General features: G+C 49.0%; 24 protein-coding genes and 1 pseudogene. 13 read left to right on the forward strand and 12 right to left on the reverse strand.

The window, feature by feature from the left end; genetic code table 11:
* Positions 1–5 precede the first annotated feature (5 nt).
* The 4 genes from flgE to FDX22_RS16635 are packed head-to-tail and all read right to left on the reverse strand — an operon-like array spanning position 6 to position 2,884.
* Complete coding sequence (gene flgE / locus FDX22_RS16620) at positions 6–1,208, reverse strand: flagellar hook protein FlgE (protein WP_117342031.1); 1,203 nt, start codon at positions 1,206–1,208, stop codon at positions 6–8.
* A 22-nt stretch (positions 1,209–1,230) separates the two neighbouring features.
* Positions 1,231–2,103 (reverse strand): flagellar hook capping FlgD N-terminal domain-containing protein, encoded by an 873-nt coding sequence (locus FDX22_RS16625; RefSeq protein ID WP_117342030.1) that lies wholly within the window; start codon positions 2,101–2,103, stop codon positions 1,231–1,233.
* A complete protein-coding gene (gene flgC, locus FDX22_RS16630) occupies positions 2,103–2,534 on the reverse strand; it encodes a flagellar basal body rod protein FlgC (protein WP_117342029.1) in 432 nt (143 codons plus the stop codon). The genes FDX22_RS16625 and flgC overlap by 1 nt, the downstream gene beginning before the upstream one ends.
* A 2-nt stretch (positions 2,535–2,536) precedes the next feature.
* Positions 2,537–2,884: a flagellar basal body protein gene (locus FDX22_RS16635; RefSeq protein ID WP_117342265.1), complete on the reverse strand. Its 348-nt coding sequence runs from the start codon at positions 2,882–2,884 to the stop codon at positions 2,537–2,539.
* 82 nt (positions 2,885–2,966) lie between these two features.
* Here FDX22_RS16635 and flgA point away from each other — a divergent pair, with 82 nt between their 5' ends.
* From flgA to FDX22_RS16685, 10 genes and pseudogenes are all read left to right on the forward strand, one after another.
* Complete coding sequence (gene flgA / locus FDX22_RS16640; RefSeq protein ID WP_146717494.1) at positions 2,967–3,737, forward strand: flagellar basal body P-ring formation chaperone FlgA; 771 nt, start codon at positions 2,967–2,969, stop codon at positions 3,735–3,737.
* 82 nt (positions 3,738–3,819) lie between these two features.
* Positions 3,820–4,110 (forward strand): flagellar biosynthesis anti-sigma factor FlgM, encoded by a 291-nt coding sequence (gene flgM / locus FDX22_RS16645; protein ID WP_146717495.1) that lies wholly within the window; start codon positions 3,820–3,822, stop codon positions 4,108–4,110.
* Positions 4,111–4,122: 12 nt separating this feature from the next.
* On the forward strand, positions 4,123–4,551 hold the full coding sequence (flgN, locus tag FDX22_RS16650; RefSeq protein ID WP_117342026.1) for a flagellar protein FlgN: 429 nt from the start codon (positions 4,123–4,125) through the stop codon (positions 4,549–4,551).
* 138 nt (positions 4,552–4,689) lie between these two features.
* Complete coding sequence (locus FDX22_RS16655; protein WP_135912532.1) at positions 4,690–5,634, forward strand: lysine-N-methylase; 945 nt, start codon at positions 4,690–4,692, stop codon at positions 5,632–5,634.
* Positions 5,635–5,681: 47 nt separating this feature from the next.
* The gene (locus FDX22_RS16660; RefSeq protein WP_146717496.1) at positions 5,682–8,243 is read left to right on the forward strand and encodes a glycosyltransferase; all 2,562 of its coding nucleotides are present in this window, start codon (positions 5,682–5,684) and stop codon (positions 8,241–8,243) included.
* Positions 8,244–8,272: 29 nt separating this feature from the next.
* Positions 8,273–9,343, forward strand: coding sequence for a glycosyltransferase family A protein (locus FDX22_RS16665; RefSeq protein WP_146717497.1), 1,071 nt, complete (start codon positions 8,273–8,275; stop codon positions 9,341–9,343).
* 2 nt (positions 9,344–9,345) lie between these two features.
* Complete coding sequence (locus tag FDX22_RS16670; protein ID WP_146717498.1) at positions 9,346–10,458, forward strand: DegT/DnrJ/EryC1/StrS family aminotransferase; 1,113 nt, start codon at positions 9,346–9,348, stop codon at positions 10,456–10,458.
* Entirely contained in the window at positions 10,455–11,723 is a 1,269-nt protein-coding gene (locus FDX22_RS16675; protein WP_146717499.1) for an ATP-grasp domain-containing protein, read from the forward strand. Before FDX22_RS16670 ends, FDX22_RS16675 begins: the two co-directional genes overlap by 4 nt.
* Before the next feature lie 3 nt (positions 11,724–11,726).
* Complete coding sequence (locus tag FDX22_RS16680) at positions 11,727–12,920, forward strand: sulfatase-like hydrolase/transferase (RefSeq protein WP_146717500.1); 1,194 nt, start codon at positions 11,727–11,729, stop codon at positions 12,918–12,920.
* Positions 12,921–13,262: 342 nt separating this feature from the next.
* A pseudogene (locus FDX22_RS16685) lies at positions 13,263–13,691 on the forward strand (class I SAM-dependent methyltransferase); the annotation flags it as partial.
* Positions 13,692–13,741: 50 nt separating this feature from the next.
* On the opposite strand, the gene FDX22_RS16690 reads toward FDX22_RS16685, so the two are convergent.
* From FDX22_RS16690 to FDX22_RS16725, 8 genes are read right to left on the reverse strand one after another with little or no spacing between them, the layout of a single operon-like run.
* Positions 13,742–14,137: an adenylyltransferase/cytidyltransferase family protein gene (locus tag FDX22_RS16690; RefSeq protein WP_146717502.1), complete on the reverse strand. Its 396-nt coding sequence runs from the start codon at positions 14,135–14,137 to the stop codon at positions 13,742–13,744.
* The gene (fliJ, locus tag FDX22_RS16695; protein ID WP_117342017.1) at positions 14,134–14,577 is read right to left on the reverse strand and encodes a flagellar export protein FliJ; all 444 of its coding nucleotides are present in this window, start codon (positions 14,575–14,577) and stop codon (positions 14,134–14,136) included. Before fliJ ends, FDX22_RS16690 begins: the two co-directional genes overlap by 4 nt.
* Positions 14,578–14,579: 2 nt before the next feature.
* Complete coding sequence (gene fliI, locus FDX22_RS16700) at positions 14,580–15,923, reverse strand: flagellar protein export ATPase FliI (protein ID WP_117342016.1); 1,344 nt, start codon at positions 15,921–15,923, stop codon at positions 14,580–14,582.
* A complete protein-coding gene (fliH, locus tag FDX22_RS16705; RefSeq protein WP_135912538.1) occupies positions 15,916–16,626 on the reverse strand; it encodes a flagellar assembly protein FliH in 711 nt (236 codons plus the stop codon). Before fliH ends, fliI begins: the two co-directional genes overlap by 8 nt.
* 3 nt (positions 16,627–16,629) lie before the next feature.
* Positions 16,630–17,646: a flagellar motor switch protein FliG gene (locus FDX22_RS16710; protein WP_117342014.1), complete on the reverse strand. Its 1,017-nt coding sequence runs from the start codon at positions 17,644–17,646 to the stop codon at positions 16,630–16,632.
* Positions 17,624–19,294 (reverse strand): flagellar basal-body MS-ring/collar protein FliF, encoded by a 1,671-nt coding sequence (gene fliF / locus FDX22_RS16715; protein ID WP_146717503.1) that lies wholly within the window; start codon positions 19,292–19,294, stop codon positions 17,624–17,626. Before fliF ends, FDX22_RS16710 begins: the two co-directional genes overlap by 23 nt.
* Positions 19,295–19,298: 4 nt before the next feature.
* Positions 19,299–19,661: a flagellar hook-basal body complex protein FliE gene (locus FDX22_RS16720; RefSeq protein ID WP_117342012.1), complete on the reverse strand. Its 363-nt coding sequence runs from the start codon at positions 19,659–19,661 to the stop codon at positions 19,299–19,301.
* Positions 19,662–19,708: 47 nt separating this feature from the next.
* A complete protein-coding gene (locus FDX22_RS16725) occupies positions 19,709–20,695 on the reverse strand; it encodes a sigma-54-dependent Fis family transcriptional regulator (RefSeq protein ID WP_146717504.1) in 987 nt (328 codons plus the stop codon).
* 597 nt (positions 20,696–21,292) lie between these two features.
* On the opposite strand from FDX22_RS16725, the gene FDX22_RS16730 reads away from it, so the two are divergent.
* The 3 genes from FDX22_RS16730 to fliP are packed head-to-tail and all read left to right on the forward strand — an operon-like array spanning position 21,293 to position 23,275.
* On the forward strand, positions 21,293–22,156 hold the full coding sequence (locus tag FDX22_RS16730) for a FliM/FliN family flagellar motor switch protein (RefSeq protein WP_117342010.1): 864 nt from the start codon (positions 21,293–21,295) through the stop codon (positions 22,154–22,156).
* Positions 22,149–22,520, forward strand: a complete 372-nt coding sequence (locus FDX22_RS16735; protein WP_117342009.1) for a FliM/FliN family flagellar motor switch protein — start codon at positions 22,149–22,151, stop codon at positions 22,518–22,520. Before FDX22_RS16730 ends, FDX22_RS16735 begins: the two co-directional genes overlap by 8 nt.
* Positions 22,517–23,275, forward strand: coding sequence for a flagellar type III secretion system pore protein FliP (gene fliP / locus FDX22_RS16740; protein ID WP_117342008.1), 759 nt, complete (start codon positions 22,517–22,519; stop codon positions 23,273–23,275). The genes FDX22_RS16735 and fliP overlap by 4 nt, the downstream gene beginning before the upstream one ends.

Here is a 23,275-nt window from a genome sequence, read left to right on the forward strand (position 1 = left end):
GCGCCTTACATTGCCTGGAACAGCGCATCATCAAGCTGCGTACTGGTGGAGATCACTTTCGTGTTCGCCTGGTAGTTACGCTGGGCCGTCATCAGGTCAACCAGTTCAGTGGTGATATCAACGTTGGAGCTTTCGAGCATGCCGGAGGAGAGCGTGCCGCAAGAACCGGATCCCGGTGTACCAATCAGCGGCGTGCCGGATTCCCCCGTTTGCACCCAGGCGGTGCCGCTCACCGCTTCCAGCCCATTTTCGTCGGGGAAGGTCGCCAGCACGACCTGACCTTGCAGCATGCGTTCGCCGTTGCTGTAGGTGGCGTAAACTTTTCCGTCGTCATCAACCTGCACGCCGTTTTGGGTTGCAGACGCATAACCATTCGCGGAGTTGGTGGTGACGGAGAAATCGGAACCGTACTGGGTGCAACTGGAGTAATCGACGGTCAACTCAATCGGCGCGGCCGCATCGGTAGTGAATTCAACGGTCTGCGGCGTGGTCGGTGAGGTCAACTTGCCGGTGTTCGGATCGAACGTTAAGGTGGTTGGTGCTGCGCCGTCCTGAGCAGCACCATCAAAGGTATAATCAACTTCCCAGGTGTTATCCGAGGTTTTAGTAAAGTACTGGCAAACCGAGTGCTCGTTACCCAGTGAGTCATAAACTGTGGTGGTATAGCTGTCGGAATAAGACGCGCTGTTGGTGGGATCAAACGCGACCGTGGAACGATCAATGGTGGCATCACTGGCGTCAAAGTTAGCCGTAAAGGACAAGCTGTCTGACGCTTCTGCCGGAATGTTACCGGTCTGAATTTGGATATCGGACACCGTCCCGGTTTGCAGCGTACCGCTGTCATCAACCGGATAGCCCTGCAGGTAATCGCCGGACGCATTGACGATATAGCCATTTTTGTCCGTTACGAAGGAACCGGCGCGGGTATAGGAGATGTTCCCGGCGCTGTCGCACATCACGAAAAAGCCATCATCGTTAATGGCCAGATCCAGCGCATTGCCCGTTGAGACCATAGAACCACCGGTGGAGATACTTTGCGCTGAACCCGCCACGCTCACGCCCATGGCCTGCGTCCCGGCATACATCGCAGAGAATTGGGTGGTCATCGATTTGTAACCCACCGTACCGGAGTTAGCGATGTTGTTACTGATCCCATCCAGTTGTTCGTTAACGGCGTTTAACCCCGTCGCTGCAATTTCATAACTCATTATTTATTCCTGTAATGTAAAATCAGATAACGTTATCGCTGTCAGAATTATCACTGCCGCCGTCGGTATCAGGTGGCGTGGTGTCATCGGAACCGCCGCTGCCATCAGTGCTATCCGGCACGCCGAACTGGGTGATCATGGTGAAAGGCACTTCCCCGACGCCGTCCACGTTAAGAACCGGTGTGCTGCCATCGAGCGGAATACGCACATCCTCAACCTCACCGGTGACTTCAATAGGTACTTCCGCTTCCCCGGTGTTGGTCACCACCGACACGTTGTAATCACCCGCCGGAATACCGTAATCAGCGGGATTAATATCGAAATCCACCTGCCCAGGTCCGACGGAGGTTTCCCCTTCCGGGATCAGCGATACGGTGTAGTCATCACCGGCGGCGTCAGTGAAATGCAGATCCACATCGGTACAGCTGTCGTCCAGCGTGACGCGCCCCTGAATCTCTTTGGTGTTGTCGGCAATATCCAGCGTGGTGGTTTGCACCATAATGTCGTCACCCACCAGATTCCCTAACGCCATGACCTGAATGTTGCTCATCAGCACGGCGTTGGTATTGGCCTGAACGCTCATCTCTTCCATCATCGCCACCTGCGCCATTGAGGCGAGCTGGTCGATATAGTCTGTCGGGTCCGCTGGATCGGTGGGATCCTGATTCTCAATCTCCGCCACAAACAACGTCAGGAACGTGTCCACGCCAGAGGAGTCCGTGGAGGTGGTTGTGGTTGTCGTAGTGGATGACGTGTCGCTGGTATCCGTGGTGGACGACGTGCTGCTGCTATCACCCAGGTTACTCGTGGAACCGACATTGTTCTCCGCCACCGCTGTCGGCTCTTGGGAAGAAGCCAGCGACTGCGATTGGGCATACAGAGCCAGGGCGTTCATTATGCTTCTCCTAATTTGAGTAAACTTTGCTGCATACTTTTGACGTTATTCAGCACATCAACATCCGTTTCAAAGTCACGGGACGCAGACATCATGTCAGCCATTTGCTCAACCACGTTGACGTCCGGGTACCAGACAAAACCATCCCGGTCTGCCATGGGATGGTGAGGCTCATAACGCTTCACCGCCCCGCCGCTTTGCATGACGTCCTGCACCTGAACGCTGGCGCCATCAATCGCGTGGCGGTTATGCGCACCAATCAGGCTATTGTGGTAAACGGCGGCAAAGACTGGACTACGCGCTTTGTAAGCCTGCGCCTCGCTGCTGGCGGGCGCTTCGGCGTTCGCCATGTTACTGGCGACGGTATTCAGGCGAATGGTTTGCGCCGTCATCGCCGAACCTGAAATCTGATAAATATCAGTAAACGACATGGTTATTTCCCTTCAATGGCCTCGTTGATACCGCTAAGTTGCAGGTTCAAGAAGGTCAGACTGCTTTGATAATCCATACTGTTTTGTGAGAACCGAGCCTGCTCGGTATTCAGCTCTACGGTATTGCCGTCCTCTGAGGGCTGCATCGGCACGCGGTACTTCACATCAACCTCTGGCATTACATTTGTTCGACTTGCCCGTTGCATCTCAGCGGCAAAATCAATATCTTTAGCTTTGAAATTTGGCGTATCGACGTTTGCCAGATTCGCAGTCAGTAACTCGGTCCTCTCAAGACGTAATTTCACTGCCTGCGGATGTACTCCCAACGCTTGCTGAAAACTGATTCCCATTTCTCGCATCACTCCTGCATCAATATCGCTGTTATAAGCAATATGCATGCCAACTTTTAAGTGATTGATGAGAAATGATTTTATGAAACTATCGTCCCGCAGCAGGAAGCCTTCCTTCCCCTTTGTCGCAATAACCCTGCTGGCATTAAGCATTGCCTTACCACTGCATGCCGCCGTCCATCCCGTTCAGCACAGCGCCCGGGAGCAGATCAACGCGCAGGTCCTCACTGCAGCAAGTCAGCAGATCGACGCCCTGGCACAAAAACAGCAGTGGCATGACTACCGCTATACCTTCAATGTCTATATCCCTTCGATGGTTGCGACCGCCCCACTCTGTCCTTCTGAGCCGCACATTAGCGCGTCATCTCCCGCCGAAACGGCCTTAAGCCGGATGAATTTTGAAGTGAGCTGTCCAGGCCACACAGGCTGGAAGGTCAGCGTGGCGGTGCGCCCGGATGTGTTTGTGCCAGTAGTGATGCCGAAATCGTTGATTGAGCGCGACACCGTGCTGACGGTGGATGATTTACAGTTGAAGAAATATCACATCAGCGGGCAGAGAAATGAGCTGTTGATGCAACTGGACGATGCCGTCGGGCTCACCAGCAAACGCACCCTGCAGCCAGGTAAACCGCTGACTCGCGCTGAATTAGTACAACCCATTCTGGTTAAGCGCGACCAGCCGGTAACTATCGTGTCGCATATGGCGGGGATCACCGCATCAATGCCCGGCGTAGCGTTGAAAAACGGCCGTAAAGGAGAAGTGATTAAAATCCGTAACACCAGCAGTCAGCGGGTGATTAGCGGCGTGGTGGATGATACGGGCATCGTCAGCACGCTAACGGCAACGCAGTAACGGGATTTTTTGTGATGGAATTAAAGTTTTCTCCTTCACGGTCGCTTTTAGCAAGTAACAGAAGAATACGCACGAGGTTGCTATGAAAATAACCCCAACGCTGTCCGGTAACCGCCCTACGCCAACGACGTCCGGGAACAGTGCTGCCGACAAAAGCACAACGAAATCCAGCACCGTCAGCACCACGTCACTAACGGCTGATGATGTGACTCAGGCCGGGCTGCAGTCCGCTCAGCAGACGTTGAATGAAGACACGCAGGGCGATGTTGATTACGACAAAGTCGCACAAATGCAGGCTGCGCTGGCCAATGGCGATCTGCAGGTTGATACCGATCGGCTGGCAGGTGACATGCTCAGTTTTTTCCAGAAATAAGAGGTCAGAACCGTGAGTACTAAGCTGCAACAGGTGAAATTGTTGCTTCAGGGCATTCGGGAAGACGAAACGCTGTATGACACACTGCGAACTCAGTTGGAACAGCAGCGTTTGTGTATGATTCGTCGAGCCAGTGACGAGCTGTTGAGCGTCAATGAAGTCATCCAACAGCATTATGAACAGTTAAATAGCAGTAGCCTGCAGCGCCGCGCGATCCTGCAACAGCTGGGCGTGAGCGTCAATCGTCGCGGTCTGGAACAGGTATTTAGCTGGTTGCCCGGCCCACAAAAAAACGCCGCGCAAAGCTGGTGGCAGCGTCTGGAACAAAAAGCGGAACGCTGCAAATCCTATAACGAAAAGAATGGCGATCTGCTGATTCGCCAGTGCGAATTCATTCAGTCGTTTTTGGGCACCGAGCCTGATTTTATTTACCAGCCTTAATCCTGCCACCTTCCGTTTTTAACGGAAGGCGCCTTTCCCCTGCAAATCTAACCCATTGATATATTAATTAAAAAAAACAGGCACGCAAATTGCAATACAGTGCCCAGATTTGAATATTGGAATTTCTGAGAACACGTTATGAGTACAATTAATTGCTACGAGCCTGACTTTGTCCGTGCATTTTTAGCCCACAACCCGGACTCTCCCTTGCATGTCCAGATGACGTGGCAACATGAAATCCGCCAGAGCCTGGCGTTAACAGACATCGCCAGTTGCACAGCCGCCCTTGGCGATGCCAATGCTTTTGTATTGCATGTCACCCAGAGTGATTGCAACTCACAGAGCGCCCTGTTATCACCACGCGATCGGGTGCTGAATCAGGCCGCACTCAATGCCGTAACGATTGCCGGTTTAACGCCAGACCTGCGTCTGTACGCGCTGGGCATTATGCTTTCGTGGTCCGAAAAGCTGCCGGGCGACGACGCCGACACGCTGGCAAAAATTGCCTCACAGCCCAACGTCCTTGCTGACTATGCCGCAACGGGAAAATTGCAGAATCAATTTTCACGTCTACCGGCCCTGCCACAATTGCAATGCCATTTGCTGTCTCTGATGGGCGGCTTGACCTTCGACTGGGAGATCCTGCCCGAAAGCCCGCGCAAAATGACGCTGCCGCTGCAGTTGAGTTTGCTCATGATGCAGGATGCCAACAGCGAAGCTTTGCTGCTCCAGCAATTACAGAAACAGTGGCATAAAGCCCATCAGCAGTACTTTGCCGAGGAAGCCTGGATTTTCAGTAACTATCTGATCTATCGCCTCTACCATGACACCTTCCCGCAGCATGAGAGCGCCAGCATCACCCAACGTCTGTTTGAGCTGGTCACCGATTTTTACCTGATCCGTACCCTACTGAGCCTGTGGACGCTGGACGGCTCGCCGCTGAGCCAGGCTGACATTTTCGCGCTGTTTACATTGCTTGAGCGCTGGCGCCACAGCGAGGAATCAGCCTCAGTACGCCAGCAGGTGCAGGCCATACTGCCAGCGGATTATCTGCTGTCTGCTTTTTCACTGCTTATTTGTTAGCGCCCCTTGGCCGGGAATCTACCGGCCCTTTTTTCCGTGAAGTCATCATGTCCAAATCCGCTAAAACTCGCACTATTTTGCCTGGCGTCGTTAAGACTCTGGATACCGGTCGTGAAAAACCGTTTGTCAGCGTCGTTACGCCGACCTGGAACCGTGCCGCTTTCTTGCCATGGCTACTGTACATGTTCCGCTATCAGGATTATCCGGCGGATCGCAGAGAGCTGGTGATCCTCGATGATTCACCGCAAAGCCACCTGCCGCTTATTGAGCAACTGACGCAAGGCAAACCTGGCGCATTTAATATCCGTTATATCCACCATCCGGAAAGGCTGGCGCTGGGTAAAAAACGCAATATGCTCAATGAACTGGCGCAGGGTGAATATATTCTGTGTATGGACGATGATGACTTTTATCCGGCGGATAAAATCACCTATACCCTTGCGATGATGCAGCGTCACCGGGCGCTGATTTCCGGTTCAGACCAGATCCCTATCTGGTACAGCCACATCAATCGTATTTTTAAAACCCACCGTTTTGGCCCACAAAATATTCTCAACGGGACTTTCTGCTATCACCGTAACTATCTGAAAAAACACCGTTATGATGATGAGTGCAACCTAAGTGAAGAGGCGGGGTTCACCCATAATTTCACCGTTAACCCGCTGCAACTCCCTGGAGAACGCACCATTCTGTGTATCTCACACAGCCAGAATACGTTTGATAAAGATTTTGTACTGGGAGCCAGTGAACCGTTGCAGACCAGCCTCGAGCAGGCAATCCCCGATCCGATGCTGAAAAACTGGTATCAGAGCCTGCATAACGCCACCCACCATCAGCCGATCCACTGGGATGCCATCGATCAGGTGGTGATCGTCAACCTTGATGCGCGCACGGATCGTCTGGGACAGATCCAACAGGAACTTGCCCGGCTGCGTGTCCCGGCGGAAAAAATCACCCGCCTGGCCGCCTGCGAAGACGTAAATGGTCAGTTGGGCCGTCGCCAGTCTCATTTGCAGGCCTTGCATCTGGCACAACAGCAGGGCTGGAAAAACTACCTGTTACTGGAAGACGATACCGTTATTCTGAAGCAAGAGAAGCACATCAGCGTGCTGAATGCGCTGCTCAGCGCCCTGCCGAAATTACCCTGGGAAGTGATCCTGCTCGGCGGTGAAATCAAACAGGGCACGGTTTTGAAAAGCCTCAACGGGATGATCCATGCCCGCGATTGCCGGAAAGTGTGCGCCTACCTGGTTAACGACCATTATTACGCCTCGCTTGCAAGGCAGATGGCGCAGGATCCGTCCGAGTCGCTGGAAGCACAATGGCAGCCCCTGCTGCGCGACGGAAAATGGCTGGCCTGCTATCCGAGCATTGCCTACCAACGCGCGGGCTATAGCGACATCGAAAAGCAGGAAACAGATAATATTCGTTTTTATTTCAATAAAATAAATAAAGCCCCCGCTAACTTTCAATCGGTAACTAGCGCACCATCTCAGCCCGTTAACGCGATAGATAATACGATCGCCTTCTTTATGGAGACCTCATTTCATTATGCCGTCTATCAGCCAATCATTGCCGCACTGCAAGCAATGGGGCATCCATGCTCGTTGCTGGTAAACGATCGCATTCACAAGCCTTTCCTTGATGAAATGGCGGCAACCATTAACGCTATCAACGACCCAACATTGGGTGGCGCACGTATTTCTGAAGTTATTCAGCAACGTAAACGTTTCAAATGTCTGGTCAGCCCCTACTACACGCCGGCTCTGAAAGATTTGGCCGATATTCACGTTCGCGCCATGTACGGACTGGCAAAAGAAGAGTGGAATCATGCCTGGTGGAATACGTTCTACCACCGTATTTTGTGTTACAGCCATTACAGCAAACAAGCGCTGGATATTAACGGCAGCGCGAAGGTGGTTGGAAATCCCCGCTTTGATCGCTGGCATCAAGGACACGTTGAGACATCTCTCCCGGCATCGCTGAAATTTGATGCCAAAAAACCAACGCTACTGTATGCCCCAACCTACGGCGCATTAAGCTCACTACCGCACTGGGCGGAAAAGCTGAGCCATTTAAGCCATGACTTCAATATCATCTGCAAATTGCACCACGGTACCTGCTCTCGGCCGGAAGAGGCCGCTTCGCTGACGTTGGCGCGCAAGTGTTTTAAAAACCGAACCGATGCGCCGGATCACGTCCTTCCGCTGCTCGCGAAGGCCGATTACGTCCTCACCGATAACAGCGGATTTATCTTCGATGCCCTTCATGCCAACAAGCGCGTCATCCTCCTCGACTGGCCGGGTATGCAGGCGTTACTGGATGGGCAGAAAAGTTACTCCAGCCCCCGCAGTGCCGACCAGCAGATCCGAGCGATTTTGCCGGTCGCCGGCGATATGGTGGAACTCAGAAACCTGCTGTCCAGCTCAAACGACTGGAACGCGTTACAGGCGCCATTGGACGAGATCCGCCAACATTATTGCGACGCGTTTATGGATGGTAAGGCGGGGAAGAGAGCGGCCAGTGAGATTGCAGAGGTGCTGGAAAACAGCTCTCTGGTGTCAATGAATACGCTACTGCTCAGTCTGCAGAAAAAATTATTCCCATGATGCTTCCAGACTTCACAGGATAGAGATAAATGACCAGCCCATTAGTGAGTATTATCGTCACCAGTTATAACCACGCTCAATATCTTGAAGAGGCACTGGAAAGTGTTTACAAACAAACATGGAAAAATATTGAGGTTATTATTGTTGATGATGCCTCTACCGACAACTCTCAAAAAATCATCAAGAAATACCAAAAAAAACACCAGTGTAAAACGATTCTGAGAGAAGAAAATTATTACTCCCAACACATTAAAAAAGGTGAAAAACCAATAATACAAGCAATGAATCTTGCACAAGGAAAGTACATTGCTGTCGTCGACTCAGATGATCTAATCATGCCCACAAAAATCTCGCATCAGGTAAACATGATGGAGAAAAATACCAACTTTTCAATGTGTTACAGTGCTGTGCAAGTTATCATGCCTGATGGCTCGATCTTTCCATACAATAATATATTCCTCAATGGCGATGTGTTCGAACATATGCTCATCACGGGTAATTTAAGCCTCTATATTGGCTCACTTATCCGCCGAGATGCTTATTTAAGAATTGAACGTTCCCCTCCTGATTTAGTACAGGAGGACTGGGACATGTTTTTAAAGCTTGCGAAACAAGGGGAGTTTATATCTTCTGAGCGAGTCGTGGCCAAGTATCGTCGCCATAATAATAACACATGGTTCAGAAGAGATAATAGCAAGTTAATGTACCGTAACAGAATGATGATCCTCAACCAATGGAAGCATGAACCTGCATGGGTAAAAGCAATAGATAGCCGTTGGAAACAATATGCGCATCCAGATCATACATTGTTAAATAAAGACATTGATGACTTACTTATTGACGATCCGACTGATGCTCTTTTACATTACCAAGGGTATTTAGTTGCCTTAAATCATAATAACGTTAACAAAATAACATATCACATCGTACAGGCAATTATCCATTGCGATTCACGCTTACAGATCTTGCCAGAACTTTATCGCATAGCGCTTCGTCATATTGATGACCAGAAAATCAGAGAACTCATTATTTTAAGTATCAAGTCGAGATTACCTGACTCTTATCAAACAATAATCAATAACTTATCTCAGGAACATTAATAATGAAATCTTTGCAGCAGAATCCCATTACGGTTACAAAACCCTTTATGCCTCCGCTTGAAGAGTTTTTACCTTATTTAGAGGATATTTGGTCATCACGACAATTAACTAACAATGGCAGCATGCATCAGCGACTTGAGGAGCACTTAGCCGCTTATTTGAACGTCCCGTATATTTCATTATTTTGTAACGCAACAATCGCACTCATTGTAGCGATGCAAGCACTAAGAATTAAAGGTGAAGTCATTACCACCCCTTACTCATTTGTTGCAACTACCCATAGTATACTCTGGAATCAATTAACACCGGTATTTGTTGATATTGATCCTGAGACTCTTAACATTAATTCCAGGCTCATTGAATACGCAATCACCAAAAACACCGGATTAATAATGCCTGTTCATGTTTATGGGCAGAGCTGCAAAACTGAAGAAATAGAAGAAATATCAAGCAATTATGGCATTCCTACCCTCTACGATGCTGCGCATGCTTTTGCGATCGAAGATGTTGGTGGCAGCATCCTGCGTCATGGCGATCTTTCAGTACTCAGTTTTCATGCAACAAAAGTTTTCAACACGTTTGAAGGCGGCGCAATCGTTAGTTACGATAAAAAGACAAAGACACGAATTGATTACCTTAAAAACTTTGGTATCGCCGACGAAGTCACTATTGTGGCTCCCGGTATCAATGGAAAAATGAATGAGATACAGGCTGCATTCGGTTTATTACAATTGAATTATGTAGATGATGCTATCGCTAAACGTAAAAAAATCGATCAGCTATATCGTCAAAACCTGGTCGGTATCAAAGGCATAAGAATACTGAATAATACCAATTATAAAAGCAACTACAGCTACTTTCCGGTATTCATCGAATCAGACTATAAAATATCCAGAGACGAGCTTTACACACGCTTAAAGAACAATAATATCCTGACCCGACGATATTTTTATCCACTACTGTCTAATTTGATGATGTATCAAAAAATGCCCGGAGCACAAAAAGAAAATCTACCGGTAGCAAACTATGCTTCGGAACACATCCTGTGTCTACCAATCTACCCGGATATGACATCTGAGGAGATTAATACAATTATCGAGTTTATTGCAGCATGACTAATATACTTATATTTCCGGCAGGGACAGAAATTGGTAAGGAAATCTATTACGCCTTACGCCATGATAAGCACATCAATATTACACTGGCCGGGTCTGATTACGACAGCCACGCCCGTCACTGTGCTTGCGCATATCATGTCATTCCAGACATAGCGCAACCGAATTGGCTGGATGCCTTGCAGCAACTACTCCAGTTAGAAAAGATCGATTATATTTTTCCGGCACATGACGATGCTCTACTTGCACTCTCTGAAAAAAGAGATGCTCTTTCAGCAACGGTGTTGTGTCCCCCCCATGAAACCTGCCACACCACCCGTTATAAAAGCAAAACATATCAGTCTCTTAGAAAAATATTACCCGTTCCTGCGGTGTATACTGACAGTAACAAAATTACGCAGTGGCCGGTTTTTGTGAAACCCGATCGTGGACAGGGAGCGCAAGGCGCCAGCTGTATTGAAACGCCAGAAGCCTTAGCGTCGCTTCTTGCCCAACAAAGTGATCTGATCGTTTGCGAATACCTTAGCGGGGATGAATATACCGTTGATTGCTTTTCCGACCGCGACCGGGGATTGCTGTTTTGCCAGCCGCGCACCCGCTCACGGATTCGTGCTGGAATTGCGATGACGTCGAGGCTGGTCACGCTTGAACACGTCGAGGAATATGCTCGTGCTATTTCAGATCGATTTCACATGCGTGGAGCCTGGTTTTTTCAGCTAAAACGCGCCGCGACAGGTGAGTTGACATTATTGGAAGTCGCTCCACGTATTGCCGGTACAATGGCGCTAAATCGCGTGAATGGCATCAATTTTCCTCTACTTACTGTCTATGAAGCAATGCGGAAAAAGATTGCTTTGCTCCCCGTCTGTAAAGAACTTCAGATTACCCGTAGTCTGTCTAATCAATACAAGCACAGCATACAATTTCAGCATGTTTATATCGATTATGATGATACCGTTATTATTAATGACAAACTCTGCCTGCTTGTCATTACCTTTTTATATCAATGTATTAACCACGGAATATCAATCCACTTAATCACTCGTCATGCTGGAGATATCCATCTCGAACTTAATACACGTCGTATTAGCATGCTTTTTGATTCAATAATACATTTAGATAAAGATGCAAAGAAAAGCGACTGGGTTAAACAGCAAAAATCTATTTTTATCGATGATAGCTTTTCAGAACGGATGGAAGTCTTTAACGCTAAAGAAATCCCAACCTTTGATATAAACATGCTTGAACTCTTAATTCGTGATTAAAAAATGAATAAAAACATCATATTTCTACATCTTGAAAGTCTCAATCAGACAATTTTTAGCCACAGGGAATGGTTTCCATTCCTTAGCAAAATAAATTCGCAATCCATTAGGTTTAACAACTTCATATCCAGCGCGACATCTTCACTTATGGCCTTCAGCGACCTGTTACATGGCGAAGACAATACGCTTGAGCATAATACTCACCTCGAGACAAATATTACCCTTAAGCGTCGCTGCCCGCCACTTTTTGATACCCTGAAACAACATGGTTATCGTACCGCAGGAATGGGATATCCTAAAAACTGGGCCAATGTTGATTCAATATGGAGCGAAACAGACTCATTCAACTGGTACGACACATCGGCGACCATTCTCGCTGAAATGCGCCAGGTCGTGTCACAGACTGAGCCTTTTGCTTTATATTTATGGAACTTAAGCAGCCATCTTTGTTACCACGATGAGATAAAAAAAGGCGGTAAAAACAGTCTCGACAGATGGCAACGCGGATACCAAAGTATGGATATAATGATTGGCCAAACGATTAAAATACTACTCGATGCAGGAAAACTGGACAATACTATTATTGTCGGGTTCGGCGACCATGGTGATGATTTCTGGGGGCATGGATTTAATGGTGGATACGCCCATGGAATAGAGCCATACACTTCATTAGTGCACACCCCCGCGTTTATTTTCTGTCCGGGAATGAAATCTTGCGATATAAATCACATGGTTAGCATGGTTGATCTGCATAACACTGTTTTAAATTTACTGACGATTCCTACAACACCTTGTGAAGATAATCAATTTTTTGCCTTAACGCCCAAACGTAAGGTCTGTTTTAGTCGTAATCTCTTTTCCCAACAAAAAAGTCTGCACAATGGTAGCCCATTAAAGAAGGGGTATGCTGCCACTAATGAGTATTTCCATTTATTGAAGGTGGATAAAAAATATCAGATGTTTTTATGGAAAACTGACCCAACAAACCAGCTTGATATTTTAAGCTTATTAAAATATAACAAATCTGCAATCCCTTTTATCGATCTTGAAAAAGTAAACCGACAGCGAGTGGGAGGAGCACACCCACATATCACACATTTTTTCTCTCCCGATATGGCACAGGTTATCGCTGATAATTTTCATGATTTGCAGCAACAACTTGAATTATGGATTGGTGGAAAGAAAGTCCTGCGATAACAAATATCAATTATTAACCTATTTTTTATTAAGAAAATAATGAAATTACATACTACTTCATCACCACATTGCAAAATTTGCGATACTGAAGCTGATATTTATGGCGTAACTGACTTTAATGTTTCTTGCTATGGAAACAACGTTCACCGATATAACTATCCGCTAAGCGGCCATGCCGTCTATTATTATAAATGCAAGAACTGTGGATTGATATACAGCCACGCCTTTGATAAATGGTCTGATGCAGATTACTCCAGATACATTTACAATGACGAATATATAAAACATGATCCTAATTTTATTTGAAAAAGATCTCTTCACAACTTCAACTTACTTCGCAATGCATTCAAAAATCTACAAAATTTCCGTATGCTAGATTTTGGTTGCGGTGACGGACAGCTGGTACAGTTATTACAAGAATATGGCACAGATGTGGTTGGTTGGGACCCCTTCAATAATTCAGCCACCATACCAAATGAAAAGTATGAGTTTATAACGTCATTTGAAGTCATGGAGCATACACCAACGCCAGTAAAGACTATGGAGATGATAGACTCTCTTTTAGATCAAAATAATGGTAAATATTTCTTTTCAACACTGACTAACGATTTCCATCTAAATAAGCTGATGAATTTTTGGTATATAGCGCCACGTAATGGACATATCACCATCTACTCTAACAAATCCCTCGATATACTTTTTTCCAAATTCGGAATGAAAGTAAAGCATATTTCAGAGCTTTATCACTTGGCTTACAAGCATAGTGAATAAATAGAAAATCATTGTATTCCATAGCAGAATAATGCCTTGGCACATATGTCCTACTTATATGTCTTGACCACCTCAATAATCGTGGTGGTCGAAATGGCCGGTGTCCGAGGGAAATAAACGACGTCACAAAGATACGAGAAGCTATCAAAGCGGCCCGCCCAGTCATCCCCCATCACTAACATGTCGGCATTGAACTGGCGGATATAATCGGCTTTTAGTTCCAGCGACTCTTCGAGAAACACGCGATCCACGCATTTTAACCCCGCCACAATTCCCATCCGGTCAGACTGGCTGTACACCGGTGTCCGCCCTTTCTTAGCGATATTGAGCGCATCAGAAGAGACCCCTACCACCAGTTTCCCGCCTAACTGCTTCGCCCGTTGCAGGATATTGAGATGACCAACGTGAAATACATCAAAGGTGCCAAACGTGATGATTGTTTTCATTCTTGCCGAAAGACCTTATTACGTAACCAACACTGCGTGGCAATCTCATCCACGATCTTCTGTTCCTTGATAGCGACTTCGTCCTGCAGATCTTGCCGTTTTTCATCCAGCGTCATGGCAACGATTTTTTCCTGGCAGGCCGCTGCGATCAGGTTTTTCTGGATACGCACTTCTTTAATTTTCGCCAGCGTCTTTTCCTGCTCTTGCCAGGCAATCACCTTGCGCAGCGTGCTTTTATAGCCGGACACATTTTTGAGAGATTCAATGCCTGGAGCATCAACCCCGGGACCGGTTTTTTGCACCAGGTAGCCTAGCGCTTTGATGTTGTTTTCATAGCCAGAGCACAGCTGTTGTTGTTTCGCCAACTGCACCGTGATGTCTTTTACTGATTTATCCCGCAGGCGCTGGAGTTGCGCCAGGGTATCAAGAATCTGTCGCACGGTTATTTACCTTCTGCTTTCGATTTGGCGACCGGGAAAAGGGCCTGCAGACGATTTTGTACCAGCTCCAAAGAGGCGGGTTCGCTCACCTCCTGACGCAGAAAACGCTCAATCGCCGGGAAAATTTTGACCGCTTTGTCAACGCCGGGGTCAGCGCCTGCAACATAGCCACCGAGCGGAATCAACGGTTTGATTTCCATGTAGGCGGCGTAGTTCTGTTTTAGCGCCCGAGCGGCCTGCTGGTGCTCCGGGCGGGTGACCTGGGTCATGCAGCGACTGATCGACTGGGCAATATCGATAGCGGGGTAATGCCCGCCTTCCGCCAGCTTGCGGGTCAATACGATGTGCCCATCCAGCACCGCGCGCGCGCAGTCAACGATCGGATCCTGCTGATCGTCCCCTTCCGCCAGCACCGTATAAATAGCGGTCATCGATCCTGTGCTTTCGCTGTTGCCCGCGCTTTCCACCAGCTTTGGGATCATGCCAAATGCCGACGGCGGATAGCCTTTGGTCGCCGGGGGTTCCCCCAGAGAAAGCGCTATTTCGCGCTGCGCCATGGCGTAACGGGTGAGTGAATCCACCAGCAGTAAAACGTGGTGGCCGCGGTCACGAAACCACGCGGCGATAGAATGACACAGCTCGGTGGCTTTTAAGCGCATGAGGGGGGATTCATCCGCCGGGGCGGCGACGATAATCGATTTTGCCAGTCCTTCTGCCCCCAGCGAGTGATCGATAAATTCTTTTACTTCACGGCCGCGCTCGCCGATAAGCCCAACCACCACGATATCAGCCTTGGTCTGGCGGGTGATCATCCCCAGCAGCACGCTTTTGCCGACACCACTCCCCGCCATTAGCCCAACTCGCTGGCCCTTACCGATGGTTAATAATCCATTGATGGCCTTCACACCGACATCCAGCGGTTGATTAACTGACTGACGGGTAAGCGGGTTGATTGACGGGGCTTGAGACGGCAGTACGTCATTGCCGGTCAGACGCCCTTTGGCATCCAGCGGTTCGCCGAGGCCGTTGACCACCCGACCCAACCAGCTTTCGCTAATCAAAATTTCCTGGGCTTTTTCTTCGGGGAACACCCGTGCACCTGCCATCAGCCCGACTGGATGTTTGAAGGGCATCAGGTAGGTAATGTCACGATTAAACCCCACTGCCTGCGCATCAATTAACGTGTGGTTGGCACTTTCAACGCGGCACAGTTGGCCGGTCATCAGCGGGCACCCCACGCTCTCGAGCAAAATACCGTTCACCCGCACCAGTCGGCCGGCAACCCGGGCAAGCGGAATCGACTCAATAGCGCGCAACGCGTTGTCAAAGAATGAAGGGTCACTCACCCTGCGGCTCCGGCAGCAACGTCTCTTTCAGTGCCGACATGCATTGATCGAGCCGGTGTTCGCAGCCGATATCCAGCTCGGACTTATCGGTAATGACCCGGCATTCGCCCGCCTGCAAATCGGCTGAAGGCGTCAGCCCCCATTCATTCACCTTTTCCGGCGCAGCATCTTTGATGCGATTAAACTCGTCGTTACTCAGCAGCACCTGTAACGACTCGGGCAGGGTCGGAAAGGCCGAGATCGCCTCTTCGACCAGTGAGAGGAGTTGCGTCGGTTGCAGCGCCAGTTCACAGCGAATCACCTGACGGGTCACCTTTTCAACCAGTTGCAACAGGTCTTCCCGTTGTTTACGCTGAATGTGCGCCAGGTAGTCATTCACCTGGCCAGAAATACCGTCCAGCGGTTGTGCCGCGAGGGCAAATTGTTTGCGCCCTTCCTGCTGCCCGGCGAGGCTGCCTTCGGTATACCCCTGACGAGAGCCCTCTTCCTGGCCCTTTTGATGCCCTTCCTGAAAGCCCTGTTCATGACCTTCAGTCATTCCCTGTTCAAAGCCTTTTTGCAGCCCTTCCTGGAAACCGTCCATTAACTGGCGTTGATAATCCGCCGGGGTAATCCCCGGCGTGAGCTGCTCTGTTTGCAAATGGCGCTGACGCGGAGGAAAGCGGTGCAGTCGGTAACGACCACGAATGGTTTCAATCGCCATGGTTTACTCCGCCGTCTGTTCAGCAAACAGCTGTAGCTGAATTTCACCCGCTTCTTCAAGTTCACGGGCAATCCCCATGATTTCACGGCGGATTTGTTCAATGCGACTCACCGGCACCGGGCCAAGACGCGAGGTGATCGCTTCCAGTTGCTGCGCCTGACGCTTCGGCATAACCGCATAAATAGAACGACGTAGCAGCGTCTCGGTGCCTTTCAGCGCCACCGCCCAGTCTTCCATCGGCACTTCGTCGAGCAAGCGACGACGTACCTCATCAGTTTGACGGCTCAGAATAAAGAAGTCGTACATCTCATCCTGTAGCTGTTCCAGCACATCTTCATCGCGTTCACGCAGTTGGTCGAGGATCACCTGCTGGTTGCCCTGGAAGCGGTTGACGATGTCGGCCGCCTGTTTGATGCCTTTCACTTTCGAGCCATGTTCGGACAGCACCGATAAACCACGTTCAATCAGACGATCCAACTCATCGACGACGTCCCGATTCACGTCATTCAGTTTCGCCACCCGATAGAGGATCTCATTCTGCACCGACTCGTTCATATACGAGAGCACCGTGGCCGAAATTTCCGGTGTCAAAAAAGCGAGAAATACCGCCTGCAATTGCAGGTGTTCTTCCGAGATCAAGATCGCCAACTGACGCGGCTCGACCCACTGCAAACGCGCCATACGTGAGCGGATCTCATCGCCATAGATCCCATTGATTACGCTACTGGCGATTTCAGTGCCCAGCGCTTTATTTAAAATACCTTGCAGCATCGAGCGCGATGCACCATTGATGCCACTCTGCTCGCGGAACTCATCAAAGAAATTATTGATGACCTTTCTCGCCATGCTGGTTTTCACCCCGGACAGACGCGCCATATTTTCACTCAGGCGAACCACCTCTTCACGGCTGAGCTTTTGCATCACCGTCGCTGCCGCTTCCTCTCCCAGACACAACAATAGAATTGCGGCCTGTTCCAGGTAGCTGTTGGTACTGCCGTTACTTGTTGTCAATTCGCTCATTGCTGGTAATCCATTGTCTGAGAACTTCAGCTACGCGATCGGTGTCGCTCATCGCCAGTTTTTGCAGGAACTCCAGCTTCACTTCCAGACCGGAACTCTGCGAAGGCAGGCTGTCGTCGCCAGGGAAAGAAGGCAGTTCAATATTTTTGCGTTCATCATCCGCAGCGGTAAGTTGCGCTGCCGGGACAGGCAGTACATCCACGTCCATCACAGGCTCATGAGGACGCGGTTTTTGCCGTATCGCCGTCAGACGCTTCATCACCGGGCGCACCACGAACAACAGGAGCAGCAGCGCTAGCAGGCCGCAGCCGATCATGCGTACCCAGGCCAGAATGCTGTCATCCTTCCAGAACGGGATAACCGGTTCTACCGGGACCGCCTGCGGCACAAAGTTAAGCAGGGACAGAGACAGATTATCGCCGCGCTGGGCGTCGATACCCGCCGCATTGTTCAGCAACGCGGTCAACTGCGCGGTTTGCTCAGGCTTCCAGCCTTTCAGCGCCGGTGCGCTCTGATTAAGCACTACCGCCACATTCAAGCGGTTAACTGTAAATCCAGGACGCTGGATGTGCTGCACGCTGCGGTCATAGGAGTAATCGCGCTTGCTTTCGCTGTGTTTTGACAGCGCGGCAGGATCGCGTGAGTCGGCAGTGGTATCAGTCGCTCCAGTCGCAACCTGATTGGGGGCCAGCGGCGGACGATTGCTGAGTGAACCCGGGATCCCCATCGCGATTTGGTTGGTATCGCTATCCAGAACATTCTCTTCGCGGTTGAGTTTCGGATCGTTGCCGTAATGCTCTTTTGTTTCGTCAATATTGCTCAGATCGAGATCGGGCATCACGCTCACCCGGTAATTACCTGCCCCCACCAGCGAATCGAGCACGTTCGCCAGGCTGGCACGCGTTTTATCCTGAATGTCTTTGAGGATCTGATCGTGTTTGCGGGTCGCGGCTGAAACGGCCTCGCCCGAGGCGATCCCGTCGGTCAGCAGATTACCGGCCTGATCGACGACGCTAACTTTCGACGCATTCAGACCCGGAATACTCCCGGAAACCAGATGCACAATGGCATTGACCTGATCCATATTCAGCTTCGCGCCATAGTGCAGTCGCACCACCACCGAGGCGCTGTTTTGCGGCTCATCGCTGACGACAAACGAACTTTCTTCATTCAGTGCCAGATGCACGCGCGCGCTTTCGACAGAATCCAGCGTCATGACGCTTTGCGCCAGTTCACCTTCAAGGCTGCGCTTATAGCGGATGTTCTGCACAAATTGGCTGCTGCCCAGCACTTCGTCTTTGTCCATCAGCTCGTAGCCGCTGGGCAACATCGCCTGCACACCTTTGGCGGCAAGGGTCATTCGCGTTTTGGACAGCGCATCGTCAGGAACCAGAATCTGCCCACTTTGCGGATCGATACGGTATTCCAGCTTTTCGCCATCCAGTACGGTGACTATCTGGGATACCGGCAGGTTTTCCTGTCGACCGTACAGCGAAACGTAGCCGTGATTCCCATTCCACAGCACGCTGACAATTATCGCCGTAGCCGCAATGGCCGCTGCTGCCAGTAACGCCCAGCGCTTATTGCCGTCCAGTTTTAACGACACGGCCGGGAAGGATTGCGTTATTTTTTTTATTAATTCATTCATAGCGTTAGACTGACATGCTCATCAGGTCATTGAATCCAGAAGCAACTTTATTTCTGACCTGAACCAGCGCGGAGAACGACAGCGATGCCTGTTGGCTGGCGATCATTGCCCCCGCCAGATCATCGCTTTTGCCCATCTCAACGGCCGTTTGTTGTTGCTCGGCGACCTGCTGATATTGATCAACATGATTCAGCGCCCCTTGCATAATCTGGCCAAAGGAGACCTGAGATGATGCCGACTGCGCACCAACACGGTTAATCTGCATCGGCGAGAGGATGGGCGACTGCGCGACCTCCTTCATCTGCTGCATGTCCTGCATCATTTGCGTCTGCATCGTACTGGCTGGGGCTAGGATATTTATGCTCATGACCTACTCTTAAAATGAAAAAAGTGCTCGCTGCACGACCAACGGATTCAGGAGAAGATTTCGATTCCCTGTTTTCTCATTGACGCCAGACGATAACGAAGCGCACGTGGGGTAATGCCTAGTAAATCCGCAATTTTGGTTTTATTGCCCTGATATTTGCGCATCAAGTCAGCGATATACTGATATTGCGCGCTGCGGCCATGCTGGCCCAAATTATCGCCTTCGCTTATTTGCGGACTGGGCTTAGGTTGCCATTCAGGCTCGCTCCAGGAATCGGATCCCACAGACGGAAGCCCCAAGGTATCGGGATAAATTACGCCATCTCGATTCAAAATCATGCCACGTTGAATGGCATTTTCTAGCTGGCGTACATTGCCCGGCCAGGCGTAGCTGAGTAATGCTCGCCGCGATGACTCTGAGAGTTTGATATTCTTCGCCAGTACCGTGGAGTATTTTTTGATAAAGGATTCAGCCAGAGGAATAATGTCTTCCATCCGCTCGCGCAGCGGCGGCATCGTCACCGGGATAACCGACATGCGATAATAGAGATCTTCTCTGAAACGTCCTGCGGCAACTTCGGCTTCAAGATTTTTATTGGTGCAGGCAATAAGGCGGAAGTTAAGTTTAATTAAACGATTACTGCCCAGGCGTTCAACCTGTTGTTCCTGCAAAACACGCAAAATCTTCGCCTGTAGTGCTAACGGCATGTCGCCGATTTCGTCGAGCAGTAAAGTGCCATTATTGGCTAATTCCATTTTTCCCGGTACGGTCGCAACGGCCCCAGTAAATGCACCTTTGTCATAACCAAATAACGTAGCTTCGAGCATATTTTCAGGAATAGCAGCACAGTTAACGCCGATATAAGGCGCCAGAGAGTCCTGTGCAAATGCAATAGAATGTATAAATTTCGCAACACATTCTTTACCCGTCCCCGTTTCACCATGAACAAGGACAGGAACATTAAAAGCAGCAATACGCTTAGCTAGTGCAAATGCATTGATGCTGGAGGTTGCTTCGGCAATAAGTTCAAACATGATTATTTTACACTTAGAAGTAAAGTTAACATCCATAACGAGAAATATACAAATTATTCCAAAGCGAGCACATTATCGAATAATAGATATCGCCCGTGCCATGTTTTTCATCCAGTCCCTGTTCATGTTTTACTGCCCTTCCACATGGCAGCCCCTTCGAAGACTATTTTCAAATAGGTTTTTTCCTAAAAAAAGATTACCACTGGTGCTGTTAACAATCTTAAATTAAAAGATAATAAAAATATTATTCATTTAAAAACAATGAGTTACAATGATTTGCGTGTAGAAATTAAGCATGAAAAAGGCATTTGTAGCGCTGCCGCTAACTGGTGAGAATGTCACAGTTATATGATTAATAATTTTTTAATTATAGAACCACATCATTAATAACTTGCAGAAGAGAGGGGCAGAATATTTAATATCCAGCCCGAGATTATCGATGTTCCCATGCACCTCATTTTATAGGTCATGGTCCCCAACAAAAGAGAATAGCGTCAAGGATGCTCAAAAAATTAAATGGATTTGTATTTTCTTTGATAACGTCGGGATGTGATATTTATTCATCCATCAACAAAATTACGGCTGAGAACGTGTACCATGCTGAAATATAGTCAAACACCCGGAATCTTTAAGCTTGAAGGAAACCGGCTTGGGCGTCCATATCATCGTCTGCCGACTATGTTTACGGGTAATTTTGATACAATTGAATCACATCTCGGAAACTATTTCCTGAAGAAACACCGCACAAATATAACACTCAAGAAGATACACTGCGAGATGGATGTTATTAACAAGAGTGCTGAGTTATTAATTTCGCAAGTTGGCCATTTGGCATTTGATATTGACCGCACATTATTGTTAATGCTGCTAGGTAACTTCTATGGTCTGACGTCATCAATGATTGACGAAAAGTCATCAGAAGATTTACCCACCAAAACCGAAACCCGGTTGAAAAGTCGACTGGCACTTGATACCTGTAATATCATTTTTAATAAAAACATATCCGGTATCCCACTCACGCTTAAGCCCGACAGCAGCACCGTCCAGACCCACTGGGCTTATCAACTGATATTTATACTAGGCGATGATGAGAACGCCAGTTTCAGGATCTTACTCGATGATTCACATACTGATTATATTTTGAATTTGATTCGTCGTAGTGAACATGGTGATAAAAAAAAGCTGGTTGATAAACCCCACGCCCAAGCGCGTAAAAAAACACTGATCAAAGAGATTATTAATACGCTGCCGCTGACCATGAACGTGAAGATAGCCGAGATCCCGCTCAATGTTGCCGACCTGACGACCATTAAGCCGGGAGATATTTTACCCATTGCGATGCCAGATACGTTCCCGGTTTATATCGGGAAGTCCGAATTATTTAACGCCCTGATCGTCGAAGATAAAGACAAACTGTTTTTGTCCGAGTTAACGAGTAAGACTGAGAAATCCTATGAGTAAGCAACAAGATATTTTAGAGCAAGGCTTCGAGTTAACCCCGGAAGCCACCACAGCGTCTGCGGTGTCGGTCACCGAAACACTGGTGACGCGGTTAGAAGATCGTTTTTCCGAATCCATGACCCTCCTCAAGCGTATTCCGGTAACGTTAACGCTGGAAGTCTCCTCGGTAGAGATCATGCTGTCTGACCTGCTGAACATTGATGATGACACCGTCATTGAGATGGACAAACTCGCAGGGGAGCCGCTGGATATTAAAGTGAACAATATCCTGCTGGGTAAGGCCGAGGTGGTGGTAGTGAATGAAAAATATGGCCTGCGGGTCCTTGAATTCAACACGCATGAAATCAACGATCTGGCCCCATGAAACGCGCACCTACCTTCACTCTGGTACTGGGTATCTCGTTGCTCATCCTTTCTCCCTTTGCCTGTGCGCAAGGGGGAGATATCCCGTTGCTGAATGTGATTTCACACGGTAATAGCCAGGAATACAGCGTCAAGATTCAGGTTCTGCTACTGATGACGCTGGTGGGCATTCTGCCTACGCTGGTGCTGATGATGACCTGTTTTACCCGTTTTATTATTGTCCTCTCGTTGCTACGTCAGGCGCTGGGGCTGCAGCAAACGCCGCCCAACCGCATCCTGATTGGCATCGCACTGTCGTTAACCATGCTGGTAATGCGGCCCATCTGGATCAACATCTACGATCATGCCGTGGTGCCTTTTGAAAACGACCAGATTACGCTTTCTGACGCGCTAAGCACCGCCGCCTCACCGCTAAAACGCTTTATGTTGGCGCAGACCAACAAAAAAGCCATTGCGCAGATCATGACTATCGCCAATGCGCACGGTAACGCGGCAGATCAGGATCTCTCCATTGTGGTTCCCGCCTATGTCCTGAGCGAGCTGAAAACGGCCTTTCAGATAGGCTTCATGATTTACATTCCGTTCCTGGTGATCGACCTGATCGTCGCCAGCGTGTTGATGGCAATGGGCATGATGATGTTGTCACCGTTGATCGTTTCACTCCCCTTTAAGCTGATGCTCTTCGTGCTGATCGATGGCTGGGCGCTGACCGTCGGGACGCTCACCTCCAGTATTCGCGGCCTGGGGCTGGGATAA

Origin of the sequence: Citrobacter sp. TBCS-14 (assembly GCF_005280805.1) — a bacterium.
GTDB lineage: Bacteria > Pseudomonadota > Gammaproteobacteria > Enterobacterales > Enterobacteriaceae > Citrobacter > Citrobacter gillenii.